General features: G+C 40.2%; 30 protein-coding genes, 1 tRNA gene, 2 rRNA genes and 1 pseudogene (1 of these 34 only partly in view). 32 read left to right on the top strand and 2 right to left on the bottom strand.

The window, feature by feature from the left end; genetic code table 11:
- The first annotated feature begins 854 nt into the window (after nt 1–854).
- The 29 genes from rpsJ (at nt 855) to rplQ (ending at nt 15,492) form a co-directional block, all read left to right on the top strand.
- Entirely contained in the window at nt 855–1,163 is a 309-nt protein-coding gene (gene rpsJ, locus A2G56_RS06790; protein WP_003046044.1) for a 30S ribosomal protein S10, read from the top strand.
- A 225-nt stretch (nt 1,164–1,388) separates the two neighbouring features.
- Nucleotides 1,389–2,015, top strand: coding sequence for a 50S ribosomal protein L3 (gene rplC / locus A2G56_RS06785; protein WP_062710678.1), 627 nt, complete (start codon nt 1,389–1,391; stop codon nt 2,013–2,015).
- Between the two features lie 23 nt (nt 2,016–2,038).
- Complete coding sequence (gene rplD, locus A2G56_RS06780) at nt 2,039–2,662, top strand: 50S ribosomal protein L4 (protein WP_062710676.1); 624 nt, start codon at nt 2,039–2,041, stop codon at nt 2,660–2,662.
- Nucleotides 2,662–2,958, top strand: coding sequence for a 50S ribosomal protein L23 (locus tag A2G56_RS06775; protein ID WP_018380219.1), 297 nt, complete (start codon nt 2,662–2,664; stop codon nt 2,956–2,958). Before rplD ends, A2G56_RS06775 begins: the two co-directional genes overlap by 1 nt.
- A gap of 17 nt (nt 2,959–2,975) precedes the next feature.
- On the top strand, nt 2,976–3,809 hold the full coding sequence (gene rplB / locus A2G56_RS06770; protein WP_062710673.1) for a 50S ribosomal protein L2: 834 nt from the start codon (nt 2,976–2,978) through the stop codon (nt 3,807–3,809).
- A gap of 97 nt (nt 3,810–3,906) precedes the next feature.
- A complete protein-coding gene (gene rpsS / locus A2G56_RS06765) occupies nt 3,907–4,185 on the top strand; it encodes a 30S ribosomal protein S19 (protein ID WP_000533765.1) in 279 nt (92 codons plus the stop codon).
- A 14-nt stretch (nt 4,186–4,199) separates the two neighbouring features.
- Nucleotides 4,200–4,544, top strand: coding sequence for a 50S ribosomal protein L22 (rplV, locus tag A2G56_RS06760; protein WP_017768923.1), 345 nt, complete (start codon nt 4,200–4,202; stop codon nt 4,542–4,544).
- A 12-nt stretch (nt 4,545–4,556) separates the two neighbouring features.
- Nucleotides 4,557–5,210 carry a 30S ribosomal protein S3 gene (rpsC, locus tag A2G56_RS06755; protein ID WP_017768922.1) on the top strand — a complete coding sequence of 218 codons (654 nt, stop codon included), beginning with the start codon at nt 4,557–4,559 and terminating at the stop codon, nt 5,208–5,210.
- 3 nt (nt 5,211–5,213) lie between these two features.
- Complete coding sequence (gene rplP, locus A2G56_RS06750; protein WP_017768921.1) at nt 5,214–5,627, top strand: 50S ribosomal protein L16; 414 nt, start codon at nt 5,214–5,216, stop codon at nt 5,625–5,627.
- Nucleotides 5,628–5,636: 9 nt separating this feature from the next.
- Nucleotides 5,637–5,843, top strand: a complete 207-nt coding sequence (gene rpmC / locus A2G56_RS06745) for a 50S ribosomal protein L29 (RefSeq protein WP_017768920.1) — start codon at nt 5,637–5,639, stop codon at nt 5,841–5,843.
- 26 nt (nt 5,844–5,869) lie between these two features.
- Nucleotides 5,870–6,130, top strand: a complete 261-nt coding sequence (rpsQ, locus tag A2G56_RS06740; protein WP_017768919.1) for a 30S ribosomal protein S17 — start codon at nt 5,870–5,872, stop codon at nt 6,128–6,130.
- Nucleotides 6,131–6,154: 24 nt separating this feature from the next.
- Nucleotides 6,155–6,523: a 50S ribosomal protein L14 gene (rplN, locus tag A2G56_RS06735; protein WP_017768918.1), complete on the top strand. Its 369-nt coding sequence runs from the start codon at nt 6,155–6,157 to the stop codon at nt 6,521–6,523.
- An 81-nt stretch (nt 6,524–6,604) separates the two neighbouring features.
- The gene (gene rplX, locus A2G56_RS06730; RefSeq protein ID WP_018380221.1) at nt 6,605–6,910 is read left to right on the top strand and encodes a 50S ribosomal protein L24; all 306 of its coding nucleotides are present in this window, start codon (nt 6,605–6,607) and stop codon (nt 6,908–6,910) included.
- Nucleotides 6,911–6,934: 24 nt separating this feature from the next.
- Complete coding sequence (gene rplE, locus A2G56_RS06725) at nt 6,935–7,477, top strand: 50S ribosomal protein L5 (protein WP_017768916.1); 543 nt, start codon at nt 6,935–6,937, stop codon at nt 7,475–7,477.
- Between the two features lie 17 nt (nt 7,478–7,494).
- Nucleotides 7,495–7,680 carry a type Z 30S ribosomal protein S14 gene (locus A2G56_RS06720; RefSeq protein WP_018380222.1) on the top strand — a complete coding sequence of 62 codons (186 nt, stop codon included), beginning with the start codon at nt 7,495–7,497 and terminating at the stop codon, nt 7,678–7,680.
- A gap of 186 nt (nt 7,681–7,866) precedes the next feature.
- Nucleotides 7,867–8,265, top strand: a complete 399-nt coding sequence (gene rpsH, locus A2G56_RS06715; protein WP_062710671.1) for a 30S ribosomal protein S8 — start codon at nt 7,867–7,869, stop codon at nt 8,263–8,265.
- A 188-nt stretch (nt 8,266–8,453) separates the two neighbouring features.
- Nucleotides 8,454–8,990: a 50S ribosomal protein L6 gene (gene rplF, locus A2G56_RS06710; RefSeq protein ID WP_062710669.1), complete on the top strand. Its 537-nt coding sequence runs from the start codon at nt 8,454–8,456 to the stop codon at nt 8,988–8,990.
- A gap of 103 nt (nt 8,991–9,093) precedes the next feature.
- Nucleotides 9,094–9,450 (top strand): 50S ribosomal protein L18, encoded by a 357-nt coding sequence (rplR, locus tag A2G56_RS06705; protein ID WP_029691861.1) that lies wholly within the window; start codon nt 9,094–9,096, stop codon nt 9,448–9,450.
- An 18-nt stretch (nt 9,451–9,468) separates the two neighbouring features.
- A complete protein-coding gene (gene rpsE / locus A2G56_RS06700; protein WP_062710666.1) occupies nt 9,469–9,963 on the top strand; it encodes a 30S ribosomal protein S5 in 495 nt (164 codons plus the stop codon).
- 13 nt (nt 9,964–9,976) lie between these two features.
- On the top strand, nt 9,977–10,159 hold the full coding sequence (gene rpmD / locus A2G56_RS06695; RefSeq protein WP_003046072.1) for a 50S ribosomal protein L30: 183 nt from the start codon (nt 9,977–9,979) through the stop codon (nt 10,157–10,159).
- A 122-nt stretch (nt 10,160–10,281) separates the two neighbouring features.
- Nucleotides 10,282–10,722, top strand: coding sequence for a 50S ribosomal protein L15 (gene rplO, locus A2G56_RS06690; protein ID WP_018380225.1), 441 nt, complete (start codon nt 10,282–10,284; stop codon nt 10,720–10,722).
- Nucleotides 10,723–10,770: 48 nt separating this feature from the next.
- Nucleotides 10,771–12,075 carry a preprotein translocase subunit SecY gene (gene secY / locus A2G56_RS06685; protein WP_062710664.1) on the top strand — a complete coding sequence of 435 codons (1,305 nt, stop codon included), beginning with the start codon at nt 10,771–10,773 and terminating at the stop codon, nt 12,073–12,075.
- A 130-nt stretch (nt 12,076–12,205) separates the two neighbouring features.
- Nucleotides 12,206–12,847: an adenylate kinase gene (locus tag A2G56_RS06680; RefSeq protein ID WP_062710662.1), complete on the top strand. Its 642-nt coding sequence runs from the start codon at nt 12,206–12,208 to the stop codon at nt 12,845–12,847.
- A 117-nt stretch (nt 12,848–12,964) separates the two neighbouring features.
- Nucleotides 12,965–13,183: a translation initiation factor IF-1 gene (gene infA, locus A2G56_RS06675; RefSeq protein WP_001040189.1), complete on the top strand. Its 219-nt coding sequence runs from the start codon at nt 12,965–12,967 to the stop codon at nt 13,181–13,183.
- Nucleotides 13,184–13,207: 24 nt separating this feature from the next.
- Nucleotides 13,208–13,324, top strand: coding sequence for a 50S ribosomal protein L36 (rpmJ, locus tag A2G56_RS10260; protein WP_079268439.1), 117 nt, complete (start codon nt 13,208–13,210; stop codon nt 13,322–13,324).
- Between the two features lie 17 nt (nt 13,325–13,341).
- Nucleotides 13,342–13,707, top strand: a complete 366-nt coding sequence (gene rpsM / locus A2G56_RS06670; RefSeq protein WP_017768906.1) for a 30S ribosomal protein S13 — start codon at nt 13,342–13,344, stop codon at nt 13,705–13,707.
- Nucleotides 13,708–13,724: 17 nt separating this feature from the next.
- A complete protein-coding gene (gene rpsK, locus A2G56_RS06665) occupies nt 13,725–14,108 on the top strand; it encodes a 30S ribosomal protein S11 (RefSeq protein ID WP_018166218.1) in 384 nt (127 codons plus the stop codon).
- 44 nt (nt 14,109–14,152) lie between these two features.
- Entirely contained in the window at nt 14,153–15,091 is a 939-nt protein-coding gene (locus A2G56_RS06660) for a DNA-directed RNA polymerase subunit alpha (RefSeq protein ID WP_062710659.1), read from the top strand.
- A gap of 14 nt (nt 15,092–15,105) precedes the next feature.
- The gene (gene rplQ, locus A2G56_RS06655; RefSeq protein WP_062710656.1) at nt 15,106–15,492 is read left to right on the top strand and encodes a 50S ribosomal protein L17; all 387 of its coding nucleotides are present in this window, start codon (nt 15,106–15,108) and stop codon (nt 15,490–15,492) included.
- Between the two features lie 208 nt (nt 15,493–15,700).
- On the opposite strand, the gene A2G56_RS06650 is transcribed toward rplQ, so the two are convergent.
- Together A2G56_RS06650 and A2G56_RS06645 are read right to left on the bottom strand one after the other, a co-directional pair.
- A complete protein-coding gene (locus A2G56_RS06650) occupies nt 15,701–16,960 on the bottom strand; it encodes an ISL3 family transposase (protein WP_062710654.1) in 1,260 nt (419 codons plus the stop codon).
- Nucleotides 16,961–17,121: 161 nt separating this feature from the next.
- Nucleotides 17,122–17,718, bottom strand: a pseudogene (locus tag A2G56_RS06645) (IS630 family transposase); the annotation flags it as partial.
- A gap of 336 nt (nt 17,719–18,054) precedes the next feature.
- Here A2G56_RS06645 and A2G56_RS06640 point away from each other — a divergent pair.
- From A2G56_RS06640 to A2G56_RS06630, 3 genes are all read left to right on the top strand, one after another.
- Nucleotides 18,055–19,613, top strand: a 16S ribosomal RNA gene (locus tag A2G56_RS06640).
- Between the two features lie 54 nt (nt 19,614–19,667).
- Nucleotides 19,668–19,740 (top strand) — tRNA-Ala (locus A2G56_RS06635).
- Between the two features lie 152 nt (nt 19,741–19,892).
- A 23S ribosomal RNA gene (locus A2G56_RS06630) occupies nt 19,893–20,040 on the top strand (it continues 2,755 nt past the right edge of the window).
- The 16S and 23S rRNA genes sit together here with 1 tRNA gene alongside, the layout of an rRNA operon.

Raw genomic sequence — 20,040 nt, 5'->3', positions numbered from 1 at the left:
CCAAGTACAGCATCCATTTTATAATCTCCAGCCCTCAAACATTGCTTGATGTCTTCTGGTTGCTCGTTAATAGACTTTCCAGCAGCCTCGACATTTGAAATAGCTTACGTCCTCTATGTCTTTGCTTTACTCAGGTAAAGCATTTCACCTGGGGCAGTGTCGAAGTATCCGTACTGTATCCAGTAGTAAATGGTCGAAATAGGTGATTGTATTCCTTTAGCTTTAACCATCATTACGATCGAATATTTCTGTATCCAGTAGTATATAATTCGGTCTTTCAATCTCTTGGTCACGGTTAGAGGGGAAAAAGATTTAGTTTGATTAGCGTCATAATCATCCTGTGCCTAGTCAGCATGATAGACCATTTCGAATTTCCCTTTACGAGCTTGTTGTCTGACACGACATGTTTGATTTCCTTGTTGATTGTTTGTGAGACTTTTTCAGGTAAGCCTGGTATTTTCCGATGGCGGAGCCTTTTCTTCTGACTTCCAATGTTCGATGAGACGACATTCAGCTTTTCCTTTTGGTGTCTAATAGTTTGTCACCTTAGGGACTTTCTAATGGTTATTGTGGTAGATTATCATTATATCTCTTTGAGATGTTTTTTTGATATTCAGGTAGCTAACTTCATTTTAGAACTTTAAAAAAGTAAGTTGCAAAAGAAATTTGAAAAAATGTCTCAAATCTCTTGCAACCTGTATCTGATTCTGTTATGATATTATGGTGCTGTAAACAAAGCAGCTTTAGCTATGATACAAGAGGTTGCGACACGCTCGGTTGCATTGCCACGCAACAAGTGTTGGTTTTCTTGAGGAGCTAGCCTATTATTTTAAATAGACGCAAAGGAGAAAAAGATGGCAAACAAAAAAATCCGTATCCGTTTGAAAGCATACGAACATCGTACACTTGATACAGCGGCAGAAAAAATCGTTGAAACTGCGACACGTACAGGTGCTACTGTAGCTGGACCAGTTCCACTTCCAACAGAACGTAGTCTTTACACAATTATTCGTGCGACTCACAAATACAAAGATTCTCGCGAACAATTTGAAATGCGTACTCACAAACGTCTTATTGATATTGTGAACCCAACTCAAAAGACTGTTGATGCTTTGATGAAGTTGGATCTTCCAAGTGGTGTTAACGTAGAAATCAAACTGTAATAGGATTTCATCTAATTGGGCATAGGCTAAACTTTGTGTAAAAGGGATAAATCTTTGTAGAAATAAAAGTTTTTTCATCAGATTTCCTATTTTACAGTGAGGTTGATGCCTTAAGCATCTTAACTTGAGCACAAAAAACGCTCGTTAAAAACTTTTTTGAGCACGAAAAACGCTCACTAAAAACTTTTTAAAATAACTAAAAATAAGAAAAGGAAATATTTTCTCATGACAAAAGGAATCTTAGGGAAAAAAGTGGGAATGACTCAAATCTTCACTGAATCAGGTGAATTTATCCCTGTTACTGTCATCGAAGCAACTCCAAACGTTGTGCTTCAAGTGAAAACTGTTGAAACAGACGGTTACGAAGCAGTTCAAGTTGGTTTTGACGACAAACGCGAAGTGTTGAGTAACAAACCTGCCAAAGGTCACGTAGCAAAAGCTAACACGGCTCCTAAGCGCTTCATTCGTGAATTCAAAAACATTGAAGGCTTAGAAGTTGGTTCAGAAATTACTGTAGATACATTCGAAGCTGGAGATGTTGTTGATGTCACTGGTACAACTAAAGGGAAAGGTTTCCAAGGTGTTATCAAACGTCATGGTCAATCACGTGGTCCTATGGCTCACGGTTCTCGTTACCATCGTCGTCCAGGTTCAATGGGACCTGTTGCGCCTAACCGCGTTTTCAAAAACAAACGTTTGGCAGGACGTATGGGTGGCAACCGTGTGACGATTCAAAACCTTGAAATCGTTCAAGTTGTTCCAGAGAAAAACGTTATCCTTATCAAAGGTAACGTACCAGGTGCTAAGAAATCTCTTATCACTATCAAATCAGCAGTAAAAGCTGCTAAATAATAAGAAAGGAGAACACAGTTAAAATGGCAAACGTTAAATTATTTGACCAAACTGGTAAAGAAGTTAGTTCAGTAGAACTTAACGACGCAATCTTTGGTATCGAACCAAATGAATCAGTTGTCTTTGATGTTGTTATCAGCCAACGTGCTAGCCTTCGTCAGGGTACTCACGCGGTTAAAAACCGTTCAGCAGTATCAGGTGGCGGACGCAAACCATGGCGCCAAAAAGGAACTGGACGTGCTCGTCAAGGTTCTATCCGTTCACCACAATGGCGTGGTGGTGGTGTTGTCTTCGGACCAACTCCTCGCTCATACGGATACAAACTTCCACAAAAAGTTCGTCGCCTTGCCTTGAAATCAGTTCTTTCATCTAAAGTAGCTGACGAAAAAATTGTAGCTGTTGAAGCTCTTTCATTTGCAGCTCCAAAAACTGCTGAATTCGCTAAGATTCTTTCAGCACTTAGCATCGACTCAAAAGTACTTGTTATCGTTGAAGAAGGAAACAAATTTGCTGAACTTTCAGCTCGTAACCTTAAAAACGTTAAAGTTGCAACTGCAACAACTGCAAGTGTTCTTGATATCGTAAACGCAGACAAACTTCTTGTTACTAAAGAAGCAATCTCTACAATCGAGGAGGTTCTTGCATAATGAATTTGTATGACGTAATCAAAAAACCTGTAATTACTGAAAAATCAATGCTTGATCTTGAAGCAGGTAAATACACTTTTGAAGTTGATACACGTGCACATAAACTTTTGATCAAACAAGCTGTTGAAGCTGCGTTTGAAGGTGTTAAAGTGGCAAGTGTAAACACTGTAACAGTTAAACCAAAAGAAAAACGTGTTGGTCGTTACACAGGTTTCACTTCAAAAACTAAGAAAGCTATCATCACTCTTACAGCTGATTCAAAAGCAATCGAGTTGTTTGCAGCTGAAGCTGAATAATCTAAGGAGGAATTAACGTGGGTATTAAAGTTTATAAACCAACGACAAATGGCCGTCGTAACATGACTTCTTTGGATTTTGCAGAAATCACAACAAGCACTCCTGAGAAATCATTGCTTGTTTCTCTTAAAAACAAAGCTGGTCGTAACAACAACGGGCGCATCACTGTTCGTCACCAAGGTGGCGGTCACAAACGTCATTACCGTGTGATCGACTTCAAACGTAACAAAGATAATGTTGAAGCTGTTGTAAAAACAATCGAATATGATCCAAACCGCACAGCTAACATCGCACTTGTACACTACACTGATGGTGTTAAAGCTTACATCATCGCTCCTAAAGGCCTTCAAGTAGGTCAACGTATTGTTTCTGGACCAGAAGCAGATATTAAAGTCGGAAACGCTCTTCCACTTGCTAATATCCCAGTTGGTACGTTTGTCCACAACATTGAGCTTAAGCCAGGAAAAGGTGCGGAACTTATCCGTGCAGCTGGATCATCTGCTCAAGTGCTTGGTCAAGAAGGCAAATACGTTCTTGTTCGCCTTCAATCAGGTGAAGTTCGCATGGTTCTTGGAACTTGTCGCGCGACAGTTGGTACTGTAGGTAATGAACAACAATCTCTTGTTAACATTGGTAAAGCAGGACGTAGCCGTTGGAAAGGTATCCGCCCAACAGTTCGTGGTTCTGTAATGAACCCTAACGATCACCCACACGGTGGTGGTGAAGGTAAAGCACCAGTTGGACGTAAAGCGCCATCTACTCCATGGGGTAAACCAGCGCTTGGTCTTAAAACTCGTAACAAGAAAGCAAAATCTGATAAACTTATCATTCGTCGTCGTAACGAAAAATAAGTTAAAACAGTTAAGTTAATTCAACTATCCGCCAACTCGGTAGCCCTTAAAGTGGGCAAGCCGTTGTGGTACATCATTTAAAGGAGAACACTACACAATGGGACGTAGTCTTAAAAAAGGACCTTTCGTCGATGAGCATTTGATGAAAAAAGTTGAAGCTCAAGCAAATGACGAAAAGAAAAAAGTAATTAAAACTTGGTCACGTCGTTCAACGATTTTCCCAAGTTTCATCGGTTATACAATCGCAGTTTATGATGGACGTAAGCATGTACCTGTTTACATTCAAGAAGACATGGTAGGTCACAAACTTGGTGAATTCGCACCAACTCGTACTTACAAAGGTCACGCTGCAGACGACAAGAAAACACGTAGATAAGGAGAACATTAATTATGGCAGAAATTACTTCAGCTAAAGCAATGGCTCGTACAGTTCGTGTTTCACCTCGTAAAACTCGTCTTGTCTTGGATACTATCCGTGGCAAAAACGTAGCCGATGCAATCGCAATCTTAAAATTCACTCCAAACAAAGCGGCTCGTGTTATTGAAAAAACGCTTAACTCAGCCATTGCTAATGCAGAAAACAACTTTGGTTTGGAAAAAGCTAACTTGGTAGTATCTGAAACATTCGCAAACGAAGGACCAACAATGAAACGTTTCCGTCCACGTGCGAAAGGATCAGCTTCACCAATCAACAAACGCACAACTCATGTCACAGTAGTTGTGTCAGAAAAATAAGGAGGTAAACTCGTGGGTCAAAAAGTACATCCAATTGGTATGCGTGTCGGAATCATCCGTGACTGGGATGCGAAATGGTATGCTGAAAAAGAATACGCGGATTACCTTCATGAAGATCTTAAAATTCGCAAATTCATCAACAAAGAATTGGCAGACGCTTCAGTTTCAACTATTGAAATCGAGCGTGCAGTAAATAAAGTTATTGTTTCACTTCACACTGCTAAACCAGGTATGGTTATCGGTAAAGGTGGATCAAATGTTGACGCTCTTCGTGCTCAACTTAACAAATTGACTGGAAAACAAGTACACATCAACATTATTGAAATCAAATCACCAGATTTAGATGCTCACCTTGTTGGTGAAAACATTGCTCGTCAACTTGAGCAACGTGTTGCTTTCCGTCGTGCTCAAAAACAAGCTATCCAACGTACAATGCGTGCCGGTGCAAAAGGTATTAAAACTCAAGTATCTGGTCGTTTGAACGGTGCTGATATCGCTCGTGCTGAAGGTTATTCAGAAGGAACTGTTCCACTTCACACACTTCGTGCGGATATCGATTATGCTTGGGAAGAAGCTGATACTACTTACGGTAAACTAGGTGTTAAAGTTTGGATCTACCGTGGGGAAGTTCTTCCAGCTCGTAAAAACACTAAAGGAGGCAAATAACAAATGTTAGTACCTAAACGTGTTAAACACCGTCGTGAATTCCGTGGTAAAATGCGCGGTGAAGCAAAAGGTGGAAAACAAGTAGACTTTGGTGAATACGGTCTCCAAGCTACTACAAGCTCATGGATTACAAACCGCCAAATCGAAGCTGCCCGTATCGCTATGACGCGTTACATGAAACGTGGTGGTAAAGTTTGGATTAAAATCTTCCCACACAAATCATACACTGCTAAAGCTATCGGTGTGCGTATGGGATCTGGTAAAGGTGCTCCTGAAGGTTGGGTATCACCAGTTAAACGTGGTAAAGTAATGTTCGAAATTGCTGGTGTTTCTGAAGAAGTAGCACGCGAAGCATTCCGTCTTGCTGGCCACAAATTACCAGTTAAAGTAAAATTCGTAAAACGTGAAGCAGAATAAGGAGAGCACATGAAACTTCAAGAAATTAAAGATTTTGTTAAAGAGCTTCGTGGACTTTCTCAAGAAGAACTTGCTAAGAAAGAAAGCGAACTTAAAAAAGAACTTTTTGATCTTCGTTTCCAAGCTGCAGCAGGTCAACTTGATCAAACTGCCCGTTTGAACGAAGTTAAAAAACAAATTGCACGTGTTAAAACTGTGCAATCTGAAACTAAATAATAGATTGGGAAAGGAGAAATCTTATAATGGAACGTAATCAACGTAAAACTCTTGTTGGACGTGTCGTGTCAGACAAGATGGATAAAACAATCACTGTTGTAGTTGAAACTAAACGTAACCACCCAGTCTATGGTAAACGTATCAACTATTCAAAAAAATACAAAGCACATGACGAAAACAACGTTGCTAAAGAAGGCGACAAAGTTCGTATCATGGAAACTCGTCCACTCTCAGCTACAAAACGCTTCCGTCTTGTAGAAGTTGTGGAAGAAGCTGTTATTATCTAATCAAACTAAAAGGAGAAAATTGAAATGATTCAACAAGAAACTCGCTTGAAAGTTGCTGATAATAGCGGTGCTCGTGAGATCTTGACTATCAAAGTACTTGGTGGTTCAGGACGTAAATTTGCTAACATCGGTGACGTTATCGTTGCTTCTGTCAAACAAGCTACACCAGGTGGAGCTGTTAAAAAAGGTGATGTTGTCAAAGCTGTTATCGTTCGTACAAAATCTGGTGCACGCCGTCCAGACGGTTCATACATCAAATTTGACGAAAATGCGGCAGTAATCATCCGTGATGATAAAACGCCTCGCGGAACTCGTATCTTCGGCCCTGTTGCACGTGAATTGCGTGAAGGTGGCTATATGAAGATTGTATCACTTGCACCAGAAGTACTTTAATCTTAACTAAAACAAACTAAGTCCCCTAGGTTTCCCTAGGGTGCCCATTTGGGCGTAAGAAATTATAGGAGAAAAACTCAAATGTTTGTAAAAAAAGGCGACAAAGTTCGCGTTATTGCTGGTAAGGACAAAGGCGTTGAAGCTGTAGTTCTTAAAGCACTTCCGAAAGTAAACAAAGTTGTTGTTGAAGGTGTTGGAATTGTTAAAAAACACCAACGTCCAAATAACGAAAACCCTCAAGGTGCTATCGTAGAAGTTGAAGCACCAATCCACGCATCAAATGTTCAAGTTCTTGACAAAAACGGTGTTGCTGGACGTGTTGGTTACAAAGTTGTTGACGGCAAAAAAGTTCGTTACAACAAAAAATCAGGCGAAGTTCTTGATTAATCACGAAGGAAAGGAGAAGCATAAATGGCAAATCGTTTAAAAGAAAAATATACTAACGAAGTAATTCCTGCATTGACAGAGAAATTTAACTATTCATCAGTTATGGCTGTGCCTAAAGTTGAGAAAATCGTTCTTAACATGGGTGTTGGTGATGCTGTAAACAACGCTAAAAACCTTGAAAAAGCTGCTGCTGAATTGGCAACTATCTCAGGTCAAAAACCACTTATTACTAAAGCTAAGAAATCAATCGCTGGCTTCCGTCTTCGTGAAGGTGTAGCTATCGGTGCTAAAGTAACTCTTCGTGGCGAACGCATGTACGAGTTCCTTGATAAATTGGTTTCAGTTTCACTTCCACGTGTTCGTGACTTCCACGGTGTTCCAACAAAATCATTTGATGGACGTGGTAACTACACACTCGGTGTGAAAGAACAATTGATCTTCCCAGAAATCAACTTTGATGATGTTGATAAAGTTCGTGGTATGGATATCGTAATCGTAACAACTGCAAACTCTGACGAAGAAGGTCGCGAATTGCTTAAAGGCCTTGGTATGCCTTTTGCAAAATAATTTAGGAGGTAAATAAATTGGCTAAAAAATCTATGATTGCTAAGAACAAACGCCCTGCGAAGTTCTCTACGCAAGCTTACACTCGTTGCGAAAAGTGTGGACGCCCACATTCAGTTTACCGCAAATTCCAACTTTGCCGTGTTTGCTTCCGTGAATTGGCATATAAAGGTCAAATTCCTGGTGTGACAAAAGCTTCTTGGTAAAATTATGACGCTAAGGGCATTAAAAATTGTATGAAAATGGTGGAGTCATCTTACTTCTTTAAAACGTTAGAAAGTCTATTGTTTTCACTAAGATATTTGCCCCAGCTTTAATTTTTAGGACTTAATCACCCATACATTAACTAGCAAGTGCATTTGCAAACTACTAGTAAGAGGAGAAATATAAAAATGGTTATGACTGACCCAATTGCAGACTTTTTGACACGTATTCGTAACGCAAACCAAGCGAAACACGAAGTGCTTGAAGTACCTGCATCAAATATTAAAAAAGGGATTGCTGAAATCCTTAAACGTGAAGGTTTTGTAAAAAACGTTGAAATTATCGAAGATGATAAACAAGGTATCATTCGTGTTTTCCTTAAATATGGACAAAACGGTGAACGTGTTATCACAAACTTGAAACGTATCTCAAAACCAGGTCTTCGTGTTTACTCAAAACGTGAAGATGTTCCTAAAGTTCTTAATGGACTTGGAATTGCGATTATTTCAACATCAGAAGGTGTTTTGACAGATAAAGAAGCTCGTCAAAAGAACGTTGGTGGAGAAGTGCTTGCTTACGTTTGGTAAAATAAAGATACAAAGAGCTTTGTCAGTAAATTAAAAACATCTATGCTAGTTATAGTTCTATTAGATTTGACGATTTTAGATTACCCAGGGCTCTTACGCAAGTCTCAAGATTTGAGAGTATCAATTTTATCCCCCGTGAAAACTAGTCACTAGGTGGCTTGACAATCTAACAGGAGAATATAAATACTATGTCACGTATTGGTAATAAAGTGATCACATTGCCTGCTGGTGTTGAAATCAGCAACAAAGACAATGTTGTTACTGTAAAAGGACCTAAAGGCGAACTTACTCGTGAGTTCAACAAAAACATTGAAATTAAAGTTGAAGGAACTGAAGTAACACTTCACCGTCCAAACGACTCAAAAGAAATGAAAACAATCCATGGTACAACTCGTGCTAACTTGAACAACATGGTTGTTGGTGTTTCTGAAGGTTTCAAAAAAGAACTTGAAATGCGTGGGGTTGGTTACCGTGCACAACTTCAAGGTTCTAAGCTTGTTCTTTCAGTCGGTAAATCTCACCAAGATGAAGTTGAAGCACCAAAAGGAATTACTTTCACAGTTGCTAACCCAACTTCAATTGTAGTTGAAGGTATCAATAAAGAAGTTGTTGGTCAAACAGCTGCTTACATCCGTAGCCTTCGTTCACCAGAACCATATAAAGGTAAAGGTATTCGCTACGTTGGTGAATTTGTTCGCCGTAAAGAAGGTAAAACAGGTAAATAATGAATGTATTGTTATCATGAGGAAAGTTATTTTCCTTATGATACGGCATTTATGTCACTATTTTATTAAAGATAAAATAATCATAAATTAAGAGGTGAAAATTGTGATTTCGAAACCAGATAAAAACAAACTCCGCCAAAAACGTCATCGTCGCGTTCGCGGAAAACTCTCTGGAACTGCTGATCGCCCACGTTTGAACATCTTCCGTTCTAATACAGGCATCTACGCTCAAGTAATTGATGACGTAGCGGGTGTAACGCTCGCAAGTGCATCAACTCTTGATAAAGACGTTTCAAAAGGTACTAAAACCGAGCAAGCTGTTGTTGTCGGTAAACTTGTTGCTGAACGTGCAGTAGCTAAAGGTATTTCTGAAGTGGTGTTTGACCGCGGTGGATATCTCTATCACGGACGTGTTAAGGCTTTGGCTGATTCAGCTCGTGAAAACGGATTGAAATTCTAATAGGGAGGACACTTAATAATGGCATTTAAAGATAATGCAGTAGAACTTGAAGAGCGCGTAGTTGCAATCAACCGTGTTACAAAAGTTGTTAAAGGTGGACGCAATATGCGTTTTGCTGCACTTGTTGTTGTCGGTGACCGTAACGGTCACGTAGGATTTGGTACTGGTAAATCTCAAGAGGTTCCAGAAGCAATCCGTAAAGCTGTGGAAGCAGCTAAGAAAAATATGATTGAAGTACCTATGGCTGGTACAACGATTCCTCACGAAGTTTTCACTAACTTTGGTGGAGCAAAAGTATTGTTAAAACCAGCCTTTGAAGGTTCTGGTGTGGCTGCTGGTGGTGCTGTACGTGCTGTCATTGAATTAGCTGGTGTTGCAGATGTTACATCTAAATCACTTGGTTCAAACACACCAATCAATATTGTTCGTGCTACAGTTGAAGGTTTGAAACAACTTAAACGTGCTGAAGAAGTTGCAGAACTTCGTGGCGTTTCTGTTTCTGACTTGGCATAAGAAAGGGGATAACATGGCTCAAATTAAAATTACTTTGACTAAGTCTCCAATCGGTCGCAAACCAGAACAACGTAAAACAGTTGTTGCCCTTGGACTTGGCAAATTAAACTCATCAGTTATTAAAGAAGATAACGCAGCTATCCGTGGTATGGTTACTGCAATCTCTCACTTGGTAACTGTTGAAGATGTAAAATAATTGATAATCGTATTAGGTTGGAGACATTTCCAGCCTAATCTTAATATGTATAGGCGAGTCTTTATAGGGAGTCCTTTTCCCTCATCAAGGCGTTAGCATTGTACAACAAAAGGAGAAAATAAATGAAACTTCATGAATTGAAACCTGCAGAAGGTTCTCGTAAAGTACGTAACCGTGTAGGTCGTGGTACATCATCTGGTAATGGTAAAACATCTGGACGCGGTCAAAAAGGTCAAAAAGCTCGTAGCGGTGGCGGTGTTCGTCTTGGTTTCGAGGGTGGACAAACACCATTGTTCCGTCGTCTTCCAAAACGCGGATTCACTAACATCAATGCTAAAGAATACGCCCTTGTAAGTCTTGATGCTTTGAATATTTTTGAAGATGGTACAGAAGTATCACCATCAGTTCTTAAAAATGCAGGCGTTATTAAATCTGAAAAATCAGGTGTTAAAATCCTTGCTAATGGTGAACTTACTAAGAAATTGGATGTTAAAGCATCTAAATTCTCAAAAGCAGCAGAAGCAGCTATCGTGGAAAAAGGTGGTTCTGTAGAAGTCATCTAATGAGTTTTACCCTCATTATGTTCGCATGAATCATAGGAGTAACTCATTATGTTTTTCAAAATTCTAAAAGAAGCTCTTAAACTTAAAAATGTAAGAAAAAAAATTGCTTTCACTCTGTTTATCATTTTTGTCTTCCGATTAGGGACTCATATCACAGTACCAGGCATCAACGTACAAAGTTTGGAACAACTAGCAGATTTACCATTTCTTAACTTGTTAAACTTGGTTTCTGGTAATGCAATGAGTTCATTCTCAGTCTTCGCTTTGGGTGTTAGTCCCTATATCACTGCGTCAATCATTGTTCAATTATTACAAATGGATATTCTTCCGCAATTTGTGGAGTGGGGGAAACAAGGTGAAGTTGGACGCCGTAAATTAAACCAAGCAACGCGTTACATCTCTTTAATTCTTGCTTTTATTCAATCTATTGGTATCACAGCAGGATTTAATGCACTGTCAAGTATTCAACTTGTAACGTCACCGACTTGGCAAACCTATGTGATTATAGGTGTTATCTTAACTTCCGGAAGCGTGATTGTAACCTGGCTTGGAGAACAAATTTCTGATAAAGGTTTTGGGAATGGTGTATCAATGATTATCTTTGCTGGTATCATTGCCTCTATTCCTGGAGCAATCTCATCTATACATGAAGATTACTTCGTTAATATAAAAGCAAGTGAGCTTACAAACTCTTGGATTTTTGTAGGAATATTACTTTTAGCAGTATTGCTAATTGTTTTCTTCACTACATTTGTTCAACAAGCTGAATATAAAATTCCAATTCAATATACGAAACTCGCTCAAGGGGCTCCAACTAGTTCATACCTTCCGTTGAAGGTCAACCCCGCAGGTGTTATTCCCGTTATTTTCGCCAGTTCTATTACGGCAGCGCCTAGCTCGATTTTAGCGTTTTTCCAAAGTAGCAATCATGATGTTCCATGGTTAAATACACTTCAGAGTTTATTCTCTTACCAGACTCCTGCAGGTATGGGAATCTATGCTTTGTTAATTATTCTCTTCTCGTTCTTCTATACTTTTGTCCAAGTTAATCCTGAAAAAACGGCTGAGAATTTACAAAAAAATGGGTCATATATCCCTAAGGTCAGACCTGGTAGAGAAACAGAAGCTTATATGTCATCGCTGTTAAAAAAATTAGCAACAGTTGGATCCGTATTCTTAGCTTTAATCTCACTAATTCCAATCGTAGCACAGCAAGTATTTGATTTAACATCTACGGTTGCATTAGGGGGAACAAGCTTGCTAATCTTGATTTCAACAGGAATTGATAGCATGAAGCAACTAGAAGGCTACTTATTGAAAAAGAAATATGTTGGCTTTATGAATACAAAATAGAGTGCAGGTTGACAAAGTCAACCTTCTATTTTGTTTTTAAATAAGTCTGTCTATGTCAGGCAGATTTATTTGAAAACAAAACTTACTAGAAACGCATGGTTTCTAAGGATTATCTTAAAAGGAGAATCAAATGCATCTTTTAATCATGGGTCTACCTGGTGCAGGTAAGGGAACTCAAGCAGCTAAAATTGTTGACACTTATGGGGTTTCACATATTTCAACAGGCGATATGTTCCGTGCTGCCATGAAAAATGAAACGGAGATGGGTAAACTAGCAAAGTCTTATATTGACAAAGGTGAGTTAGTGCCAGATGAGGTCACAAACGGTATTGTAAAAGAACGTTTGGCAGAGTCGGATATTAAAGAAAATGGCTTCTTGTTAGATGGTTACCCACGTACAATCGAACAAGCTCATGCCTTAGATAACATATTGTCAGAATTAGGATTAGCGCTTGATGGTGTTATCAATATTGATGTCGATCCAGATAGTTTGGTAGAACGTTTAAGTGGCCGTATTATTCACAAGGAAACGGGAGAAACCTTCCATAAAGTTTTCAATCCACCGGCAGACGATTACAACGAAGATGATTACTATCAACGTGAAGATGATAAACCAGAGACGGTAAAACGTCGTTTGGATGTTAATATTGCACAAGGTCAGCCAATTTTAGATCACTATCGTGAGCAAAATCTTGTGACTGATATTGAAGGTAATCAAGAAATCGACCAAGTGTTTAAAGATGTTAAAAAAGCAATTGATCATATCAAATAATTGATAAATCTTGCTTGCTATATAGACGTAGTTGTGATAGAATAACTTAGTCTGACTTATAATTGTTACCTCTGTTTTCAGGGGAAATCAAATCGAAATTTAGAGGGGGACTTTTGCGTGGCAAAGGAAGACGTGATTGAAATTGAAGGTAAGGTTGTTGAAACCATGCCTAACGCGATGTTTACAGTTGAATTAGAAAATGGACACCAAATTTTGGCGACTGTTTCTGGAAAAATCCGCAAAAATTACATTCGTATTTTAGTTGGTGACCGTGTGACAGTAGAGATGAGTCCATATGATTTAACTCGTGGACGTATCACATACCGCTTTAAATAATCGAAATAATTGGAGGGATAAAACATGAAGGTAAGACCATCGGTTAAACCAATTTGCGAACACTGTAAAGTGATTCGTCGTAATGGACGTGTTATGGTAATTTGTCCAACAAATCCAAAACACAAACAACGTCAAGGATAATATAGAAAGGAGAAAAAATGGCTCGTATTGCTGGAGTTGATATTCCAAATGATAAGCGCGTAGTAATTTCACTTACTTATGTGTACGGTATCGGATTAACAACATCTAAAAAAATCTTGGCTGCAGCTGGTGTATCAGAAGATATCCGTGTTAAAGATTTAACAACAGATCAAGAAGATGCTATCCGTCGTGAAGTTGATGCAATTAAAGTTGAAGGTGACCTTCGTCGTGAAGTAAACTTGAACATTAAACGTTTGATGGAAATCGGTTCATACCGTGGTATCCGTCACCGTCGCGGACTTCCTGTTCGTGGACAAAATACCAAAAACAACGCTCGTACTCGTAAAGGTAAAGCTGTTGCGATTGCAGGTAAGAAAAAATAAAATAGGAGGTAAATAAATTGGCTAAACCAACACGTAAACGTCGTGTGAAAAAGAATATCGAGTCAGGTATTGCTCACATTCACGCTACATTTAACAACACTATTGTTATGATTACAGATGTGCACGGTAACGCTCTTGCTTGGTCATCCGCTGGTGCTCTTGGATTTAAAGGTTCTCGTAAATCTACTCCGTTTGCCGCACAAATGGCTTCAGAAGCTGCTGCTAAATCAGCTCAAGAACACGGTTTGAAAACTGTTGAAGTTACTGTAAAAGGCCCAGGTTCAGGTCGTGAATCGGCTATTCGTGCTCTTGCTGCTGCTGGTCTTGAAGTGACTGCCATCCGCGATGTTACTCCTGTACCACATAATGGTGCTCGTCCTCCAAAACGTCGTCGTGTGTAATCATTAACTATACAGTACACAGATTCGTTTCGAGGGGTAAATAAATGATTGAGTTTGAAAAACCAATAATAACAAAAATTGATGAAAATAAAGATTATGGTAAGTTTGTCATCGAACCACTTGAACGTGGATACGGAACAACCTTAGGTAACTCTCTTCGTCGTGTACTTTTATCGTCTCTTCCAGGTGCTGCTGTTACCTCGATTAAGATTGATGGAGTACTTCACGAGTTTGATACTGTACCTGGAGTACGTGAAGATGTAATGCAAATTATTCTTAACGTCAAAGGACTTGCTGTAAAATCTTACGTCGAAGACGAAAAAATTATTGAGCTTGATGTCCAGGGCCCTGCCGAAGTTACTGCTGGGGATATCCTAACTGATAGCGATATTGAGATTGTTAACTCAGATCATTATCTGTTTACAATCGCCGAAGGTGCTTCTTTTAAAGCTAGTATGACAGTAGCTACTAATCGCGGTTATGTTGCTGCAGAAGGTAATAAAAAAGATGATGCACCAGTAGGCACATTGGCTGTAGACTCTATCTACACTCCAGTGAAAAAAGTTAATTATCAAGTTGAACCTGCCCGTGTGGGTAGTAATGATGGCTTCGATAAGTTGACTATTGAAATCATGACTAATGGTACAATCATTCCTGAGGATGCATTAGGCCTTTCTGCTCGTGTCTTGATTGAACATCTAAATCTCTTTACAGACTTGACTGAAGTCGCTAAAGCGACTGATGTTATGAAAGAAACTGAATCAGTTAACGATGAGAAAGTTCTTGATCGTACAATTGAGGAATTAGATTTATCAGTTCGCTCTTACAATTGTTTGAAACGTGCAGGAATTAACACTGTTCACGATTTAACAGAAAAGACTGAACCTGAAATGATGAAAGTCCGCAACCTTGGTCGTAAGAGCCTTGAAGAAGTTAAGGTTAAACTTGCTGATTTAGGTTTAGGATTAAAAAACGATAAATAAAATAGGAGGATAACATGGCTTACCGTAAACTAGGACGCACTAGCTCACAACGTAAAGCAATGTTGCGTGATTTGACTACAGATCTTGTGATCAATGAATCAATCGTAACGACTGAAGCTCGTGCTAAAGAAATCCGTAAAACCGTTGAAAAAATGATTACTCTTGGTAAACGTGGTGATTTACACGCACGTCGTCAAGCAGCAGCATTTATTCGTAATGAAATCGCATCAGAAAACTATGACGAAGCAAATGATAAATATACATCAACAACTGCTCTTCAAAAATTGTTCTCTGAGTTAGCACCTCGTTACGCAGAACGTAACGGTGGATACACTCGTATTCTTAAAACAGAACCACGTCGTGGTGATGCTGCCCCAATGGCAATTATTGAACTTGTTTAATTTTTATCAATTTTGTTGAGTGTTATGATGATGGAAGATTAACTTCTTCTTAGTCTAGCTCTGGTCTACCACTGGGATTCGATCCCAGTGGGAACACTCATCATATTATGGTAAAGGTAACGCTTGTTTACGAAAGACTTCTAATTCAAAAGTTTTCCGTAAGCAGGCGTTTTTGGCTCATTGTCAACTGTAGTGGGTTGACTTATAGCTAACACCGAGAGAGGACCAGTTTGGTCTTCTCTTTTGTTGTGTTCAAAGCAAGATAAATCCGTTTTTTGAAGTTTTCAAAGTTCCTAAAGCCAAAAGCATTTCGCTTAATGACTTTAATAAGGTTGTTGGTCGCCTCTAGTTTGGCATTGGAATAAGGTAGTTTCAGAGCATTAATAATCTTCTCTTTGTCTTTTAGAAAGGTTGACAAGACGGTCTTGAAGATGGGATGGACCTGTTTGATGGTATCAGAAATGAGTTCAAAGAAGTGTTTCTCCTGCTTTTCTTGGAAATGAAAGAGAAGGCATTGGAAGAGTTCATAGTGGTGACGTAGCTCATCAGAGTAGCTCAAAAGACGTTGCACAATCTCTTGATTGGTCAAGTGCATGCGAAAAGTTGGACGATAAAACCGTTTATCGTTTAAGTTACGACTATCTTGTTGGATGAGTTTCCAGTAACGTTTCAAGGCCTTATATTCGTAAGATTGATGCTCAAATTGGTTCATGATTTGGATACGGAAACGGTTCATGGCACGAGATAAATGTTGAACAATGTGGAACCTATCGAGAACAATCTTAGCCTTAGGAAACAGTTGCTTAGCGATGTCATAGTAGGGACTAAACATATCCATGGTGATGACTTTGACACGACTGCGCACCTTGTGAGAATACCGCATGAAATGATTTCTGATGACAGCTTGCGTCCGCCCATCAAGGATAGCGATAATCTTGTTAGCATCGAAATCTTGGGCAATAAAGCTCATCTTTCCCTTCTTGAAAGCATACTCATCCCAGGACATGTTCTCAGGTAACCAGGTTAAATCGGTCTTGCATTCAAAGCGGTTGAGTTGCCGATAGACGGTTGACACAGAGACAGACAGGTCTTCAGCGATTTTTGTCATTGCCTCACGACTCATGAGTTTGTCGGTGATTTTGTGGTTAATGATGTTGGGAATCTGGTGATTTTCTCTGACGAGAGAGGTCTTAGCGACAGCCATTTTCCCACACGCTTGACATTTGAAGCGACGCTTTTTGAGACGAATCAGTACTTTACAACCCGCCATTTCCAGATAGGGAATTTTGCATGGCTTTTGGAAGTCGTACTTTGCCATTTTATCTTGACAATCAGGGCATTGCGGGGCATTATAATCTAACTTGGCATGATATTCTCTGTGAGTGAAGAACTTGTCAAATGTCTTTTCAAAAGTGATATTAGGATCTTTAATGTCAAGCGAATCTTTGATATCATCTAGTTGTTCCATATGAGTCTTTCTAATGAGTGGTTTGGTTGCTTTTCATTATAAGTCATATGGGACTTTTTTGCTATATTCAAAAAGACTCCATAATCTCCGAGGAGAATTTACCCACTACAGAAATTATAGAGCCTTTTTTTGTATTTTTAATTAGTTATACTCAACAAAAATCAAAAACTAACTTTCTGTAACCATTGTCTGTTGACGATATTTTTTAAAATTGACCGTTCTAATCCTTGAATCACTTCTTGTAGCCTGTTCACCACGTCATCAAGTGTTTTAAATGCTTTATTCTTAAAGCCTCTCTTGCGAATCTCAGCCCAGACTTGTTCAATTGGATTAATCTCAGGTGTATAAGGGGGAATGAACTCAAAGCTAATGTTGGCAGGTTTCTCTAACGTCCTTGATTTATGCCAAACGGCGTTATCCATGACGAGTAAAATATAATCATGGGGATAAGCTATCGATAATTGCTTGAGGAACTCGTTCATCCAGTTTGTGTTACAGCCTCCAGCAATGATGAAGAAAGAGTCTCCTGTATGGGCATCGACAGCACCATAACAATAGCGATATTCTCGAATATAGTGGCTGTGAACATGTGGGCGAGCCCCTTTCGGAGCTCATGCCTTCCCTATTTTACTGATACGCCCAAAACCGGCTTCATCTTGATACATTAGTCTTACTTTGTTGTAACGACGACTATCTTTAAAGCGCTTTCTCGCCTTCTTGGTTGATAGTTTCATAGTCCTATTATAAGTTATTTTTTGATTTTAGTTTAGTATTGACTTCATTTTGGAACTTTCATTACAACGTAGGTTTTTTAAAAAAGATGAAAAAACCTATTGACAAGCCTCGCTGAAATATAGTAATATATAAAAGTTCTCAATCGCCCCATAGTCGTCATAAGCTTTTGCAAAAAAGTTGAAAAAAGTTATTGACAAAGTTTAGGGAGTTTGTTAAAATAAAGAAGTTGTCTCTTAGGAGACGATAAGACCTTTGAAAACTGGATAAAGAAACCAAACGTGCGGGTTACAGTAAGTAACCTGTCAATAAAAAACGAACAAGTCAGAAGTTAACTGACTGAGTACAGTTCAAACGAACAAGTTAATGAGAGTTTGATCCTGGCTCAGGACGAACGCTGGCGGCGTGCCTAATACATGCAAGTGGAACGCATTGATAACTACCGTAGCTTGCTACACTTGATATCAATGAGTCGCGAACGGGTGAGTAACGCGTAGGTAACCTACCTTTAAGCGGGGGATAACTATTGGAAACGATAGCTAATACCGCATAATAGTGGCGGACACATGTCAGCTACTTAAAAGGTGCAAGTGCACCACTTAAAGATGGACCTGCGTTGTATTAGCTAGTTGGTAAGGTAACGGCTTACCAAGGCTTCGATACATAGCCGACCTGAGAGGGTGATCGGCCACACTGGGACTGAGACACGGCCCAGACTCCTACGGGAGGCAGCAGTAGGGAATCTTCGGCAATGGGGGGAACCCTGACCGAGCAACGCCGCGTGAGTGAAGAAGGTTTTCGGATCGTAAAGCTCTGTTATAAGCGAAGAACGGGAGTAAGAGTGGAAAGTTTACTCTGTGACGGTAGCTTATCAGAAAGGGACGGCTAACTACGTGCCAGCAGCCGCGGTAATACGTAGGTCCCGAGCGTTGTCCGGATTTATTGGGCGTAAAGCGAGCGCAGGTGGTTTAATAAGTCTGAAGTTAAAGGCAGTGGCTCAACCATTGTACGCTTTGGAAACTGTTAAACTTGAGTGCAGAAGGGGAGAGTGGAATTCCATGTGTAGCGGTGAAATGCGTAGATATATGGAGGAACACCGGTGGCGAAAGCGGCTCTCTGGTCTGTAACTGACACTGAGGCTCGAAAGCGTGGGTAGCGAACAGGATTAGATACCCTGGTAGTCCACGCCGTAAACGATGAGTGCTAGGTGTTGGGTCCTTTCCGGGACTCAGTGCCGCAGCTAACGCATTAAGCACTCCGCCTGGGGAGTACGACCGCAAGGTTGAAACTCAAAGGAATTGACGGGGGCCCGCACAAGCGGTGGAGCATGTGGTTTAATTCGAAGCAACGCGAAGAACCTTACCAGGTCTTGACATCCCGGTGACCGTCCTAGAGATAGGATTTTTCTTCGGAACACTGGAGACAGGTGGTGCATGGTTGTCGTCAGCTCGTGTCGTGAGATGTTGGGTTAAGTCCCGCAACGAGCGCAACCCCTATTGTTAGTTGCCATCATTAAGTTGGGCACTCTAGCGAGACTGCCGGTAATAAACCGGAGGAAGGTGGGGATGACGTCAAATCATCATGCCCCTTATGACCTGGGCTACACACGTGCTACAATGGTCGGTACAACGAGTTGCGAACTGGTGACAGTCAGCTAATCTCTTAAAGCCGATCTCAGTTCGGATTGTAGGCTGCAACTCGCCTACATGAAGTCGGAATCGCTAGTAATCGCGGATCAGCACGCCGCGGTGAATACGTTCCCGGGCCTTGTACACACCGCCCGTCACACCACGAGAGTTTGTAACACCCGAAGTCGGTGAGGTAACCTATTAGGAGCCAGCCGCCTAAGGTGGGATGGATGATTGGGGTGAAGTCGTAACAAGGTAGCCGTATCGGAAGGTGCGGCTGGATCACCTCCTTTCTAAGGAAATGGAAGCACGTTTGGGATCTTTATTTAGTTTTGAGAGGTCTTTGTGGGGCCTTAGCTCAGCTGGGAGAGCGCCTGCTTTGCACGCAGGAGGTCAGCGGTTCGATCCCGCTAGGCTCCATTGAATCGTAAGATTCAAGATAGTCCATTGACAATTGAATATCTATATCAAATTCCACAATTTTAGAAAAGATTGTAGAAGAAGTAACAAGAAAATAAACCGAAACGCTGTCATTATTAAATGAGTTTAGATCGAGAAGATCAAAAAAATAAGGTTAAGTTAATAAGGGCGCACGGTGGATGCCTTGGCACTAGAAGCCGAAGAAGGACGTGACTAACGACGAAATGCTTTGGGGAGCTGTAAGTAAGCGCTGATCCAGAGATGTCCGAATGGGGGAACCCACTAGCTGATGGCTAGTAT

It is taken from the genome of Streptococcus halotolerans, assembly GCF_001598035.1.
GTDB classification, from domain to species: Bacteria; Bacillota; Bacilli; order Lactobacillales; family Streptococcaceae; genus Streptococcus; species Streptococcus halotolerans.
The sequence above is the reverse complement of the archived record's forward strand: the minus strand, read 5'-3'. Positions and strand labels throughout refer to the sequence as shown.

Excerpts from the sequence above, each read along its gene's own strand:
- rpsJ (WP_003046044.1), top strand. The coding sequence starts at position 855 with ATGGCAAACAAAAAAATCCGTATCCGTTTGAAAGCATACGAACATCGT.
- rplC (WP_062710678.1), top strand. The coding sequence starts at position 1,389 with ATGACAAAAGGAATCTTAGGGAAAAAAGTGGGAATGACTCAAATCTTC.
- rplD (WP_062710676.1), top strand. The coding sequence starts at position 2,039 with ATGGCAAACGTTAAATTATTTGACCAAACTGGTAAAGAAGTTAGTTCA.
- A2G56_RS06775 (WP_018380219.1), top strand. The coding sequence starts at position 2,662 with ATGAATTTGTATGACGTAATCAAAAAACCTGTAATTACTGAAAAATCA.
- rpsS (WP_000533765.1), top strand. The coding sequence starts at position 3,907 with ATGGGACGTAGTCTTAAAAAAGGACCTTTCGTCGATGAGCATTTGATG.
- rplV (WP_017768923.1), top strand. The coding sequence starts at position 4,200 with ATGGCAGAAATTACTTCAGCTAAAGCAATGGCTCGTACAGTTCGTGTT.
- rplP (WP_017768921.1), top strand. The coding sequence starts at position 5,214 with ATGTTAGTACCTAAACGTGTTAAACACCGTCGTGAATTCCGTGGTAAA.
- rpmC (WP_017768920.1), top strand. The coding sequence starts at position 5,637 with ATGAAACTTCAAGAAATTAAAGATTTTGTTAAAGAGCTTCGTGGACTT.
- rpsQ (WP_017768919.1), top strand. The coding sequence starts at position 5,870 with ATGGAACGTAATCAACGTAAAACTCTTGTTGGACGTGTCGTGTCAGAC.
- rplN (WP_017768918.1), top strand. The coding sequence starts at position 6,155 with ATGATTCAACAAGAAACTCGCTTGAAAGTTGCTGATAATAGCGGTGCT.
- rplX (WP_018380221.1), top strand. The coding sequence starts at position 6,605 with ATGTTTGTAAAAAAAGGCGACAAAGTTCGCGTTATTGCTGGTAAGGAC.
- rplE (WP_017768916.1), top strand. The coding sequence starts at position 6,935 with ATGGCAAATCGTTTAAAAGAAAAATATACTAACGAAGTAATTCCTGCA.
- rpsH (WP_062710671.1), top strand. The coding sequence starts at position 7,867 with ATGGTTATGACTGACCCAATTGCAGACTTTTTGACACGTATTCGTAAC.
- rplF (WP_062710669.1), top strand. The coding sequence starts at position 8,454 with ATGTCACGTATTGGTAATAAAGTGATCACATTGCCTGCTGGTGTTGAA.
- rpsE (WP_062710666.1), top strand. The coding sequence starts at position 9,469 with ATGGCATTTAAAGATAATGCAGTAGAACTTGAAGAGCGCGTAGTTGCA.
- rpmD (WP_003046072.1), top strand. The coding sequence starts at position 9,977 with ATGGCTCAAATTAAAATTACTTTGACTAAGTCTCCAATCGGTCGCAAA.
- rplO (WP_018380225.1), top strand. The coding sequence starts at position 10,282 with ATGAAACTTCATGAATTGAAACCTGCAGAAGGTTCTCGTAAAGTACGT.
- secY (WP_062710664.1), top strand. The coding sequence starts at position 10,771 with ATGTTTTTCAAAATTCTAAAAGAAGCTCTTAAACTTAAAAATGTAAGA.
- A2G56_RS06680 (WP_062710662.1), top strand. The coding sequence starts at position 12,206 with ATGCATCTTTTAATCATGGGTCTACCTGGTGCAGGTAAGGGAACTCAA.
- rpmJ (WP_079268439.1), top strand. The coding sequence starts at position 13,208 with ATGAAGGTAAGACCATCGGTTAAACCAATTTGCGAACACTGTAAAGTG.
- rpsM (WP_017768906.1), top strand. The coding sequence starts at position 13,342 with ATGGCTCGTATTGCTGGAGTTGATATTCCAAATGATAAGCGCGTAGTA.
- A2G56_RS06660 (WP_062710659.1), top strand. The coding sequence starts at position 14,153 with ATGATTGAGTTTGAAAAACCAATAATAACAAAAATTGATGAAAATAAA.
- rplQ (WP_062710656.1), top strand. The coding sequence starts at position 15,106 with ATGGCTTACCGTAAACTAGGACGCACTAGCTCACAACGTAAAGCAATG.
- A2G56_RS06650 (WP_062710654.1), bottom strand. The coding sequence starts at position 16,960 with ATGGAACAACTAGATGATATCAAAGATTCGCTTGACATTAAAGATCCT.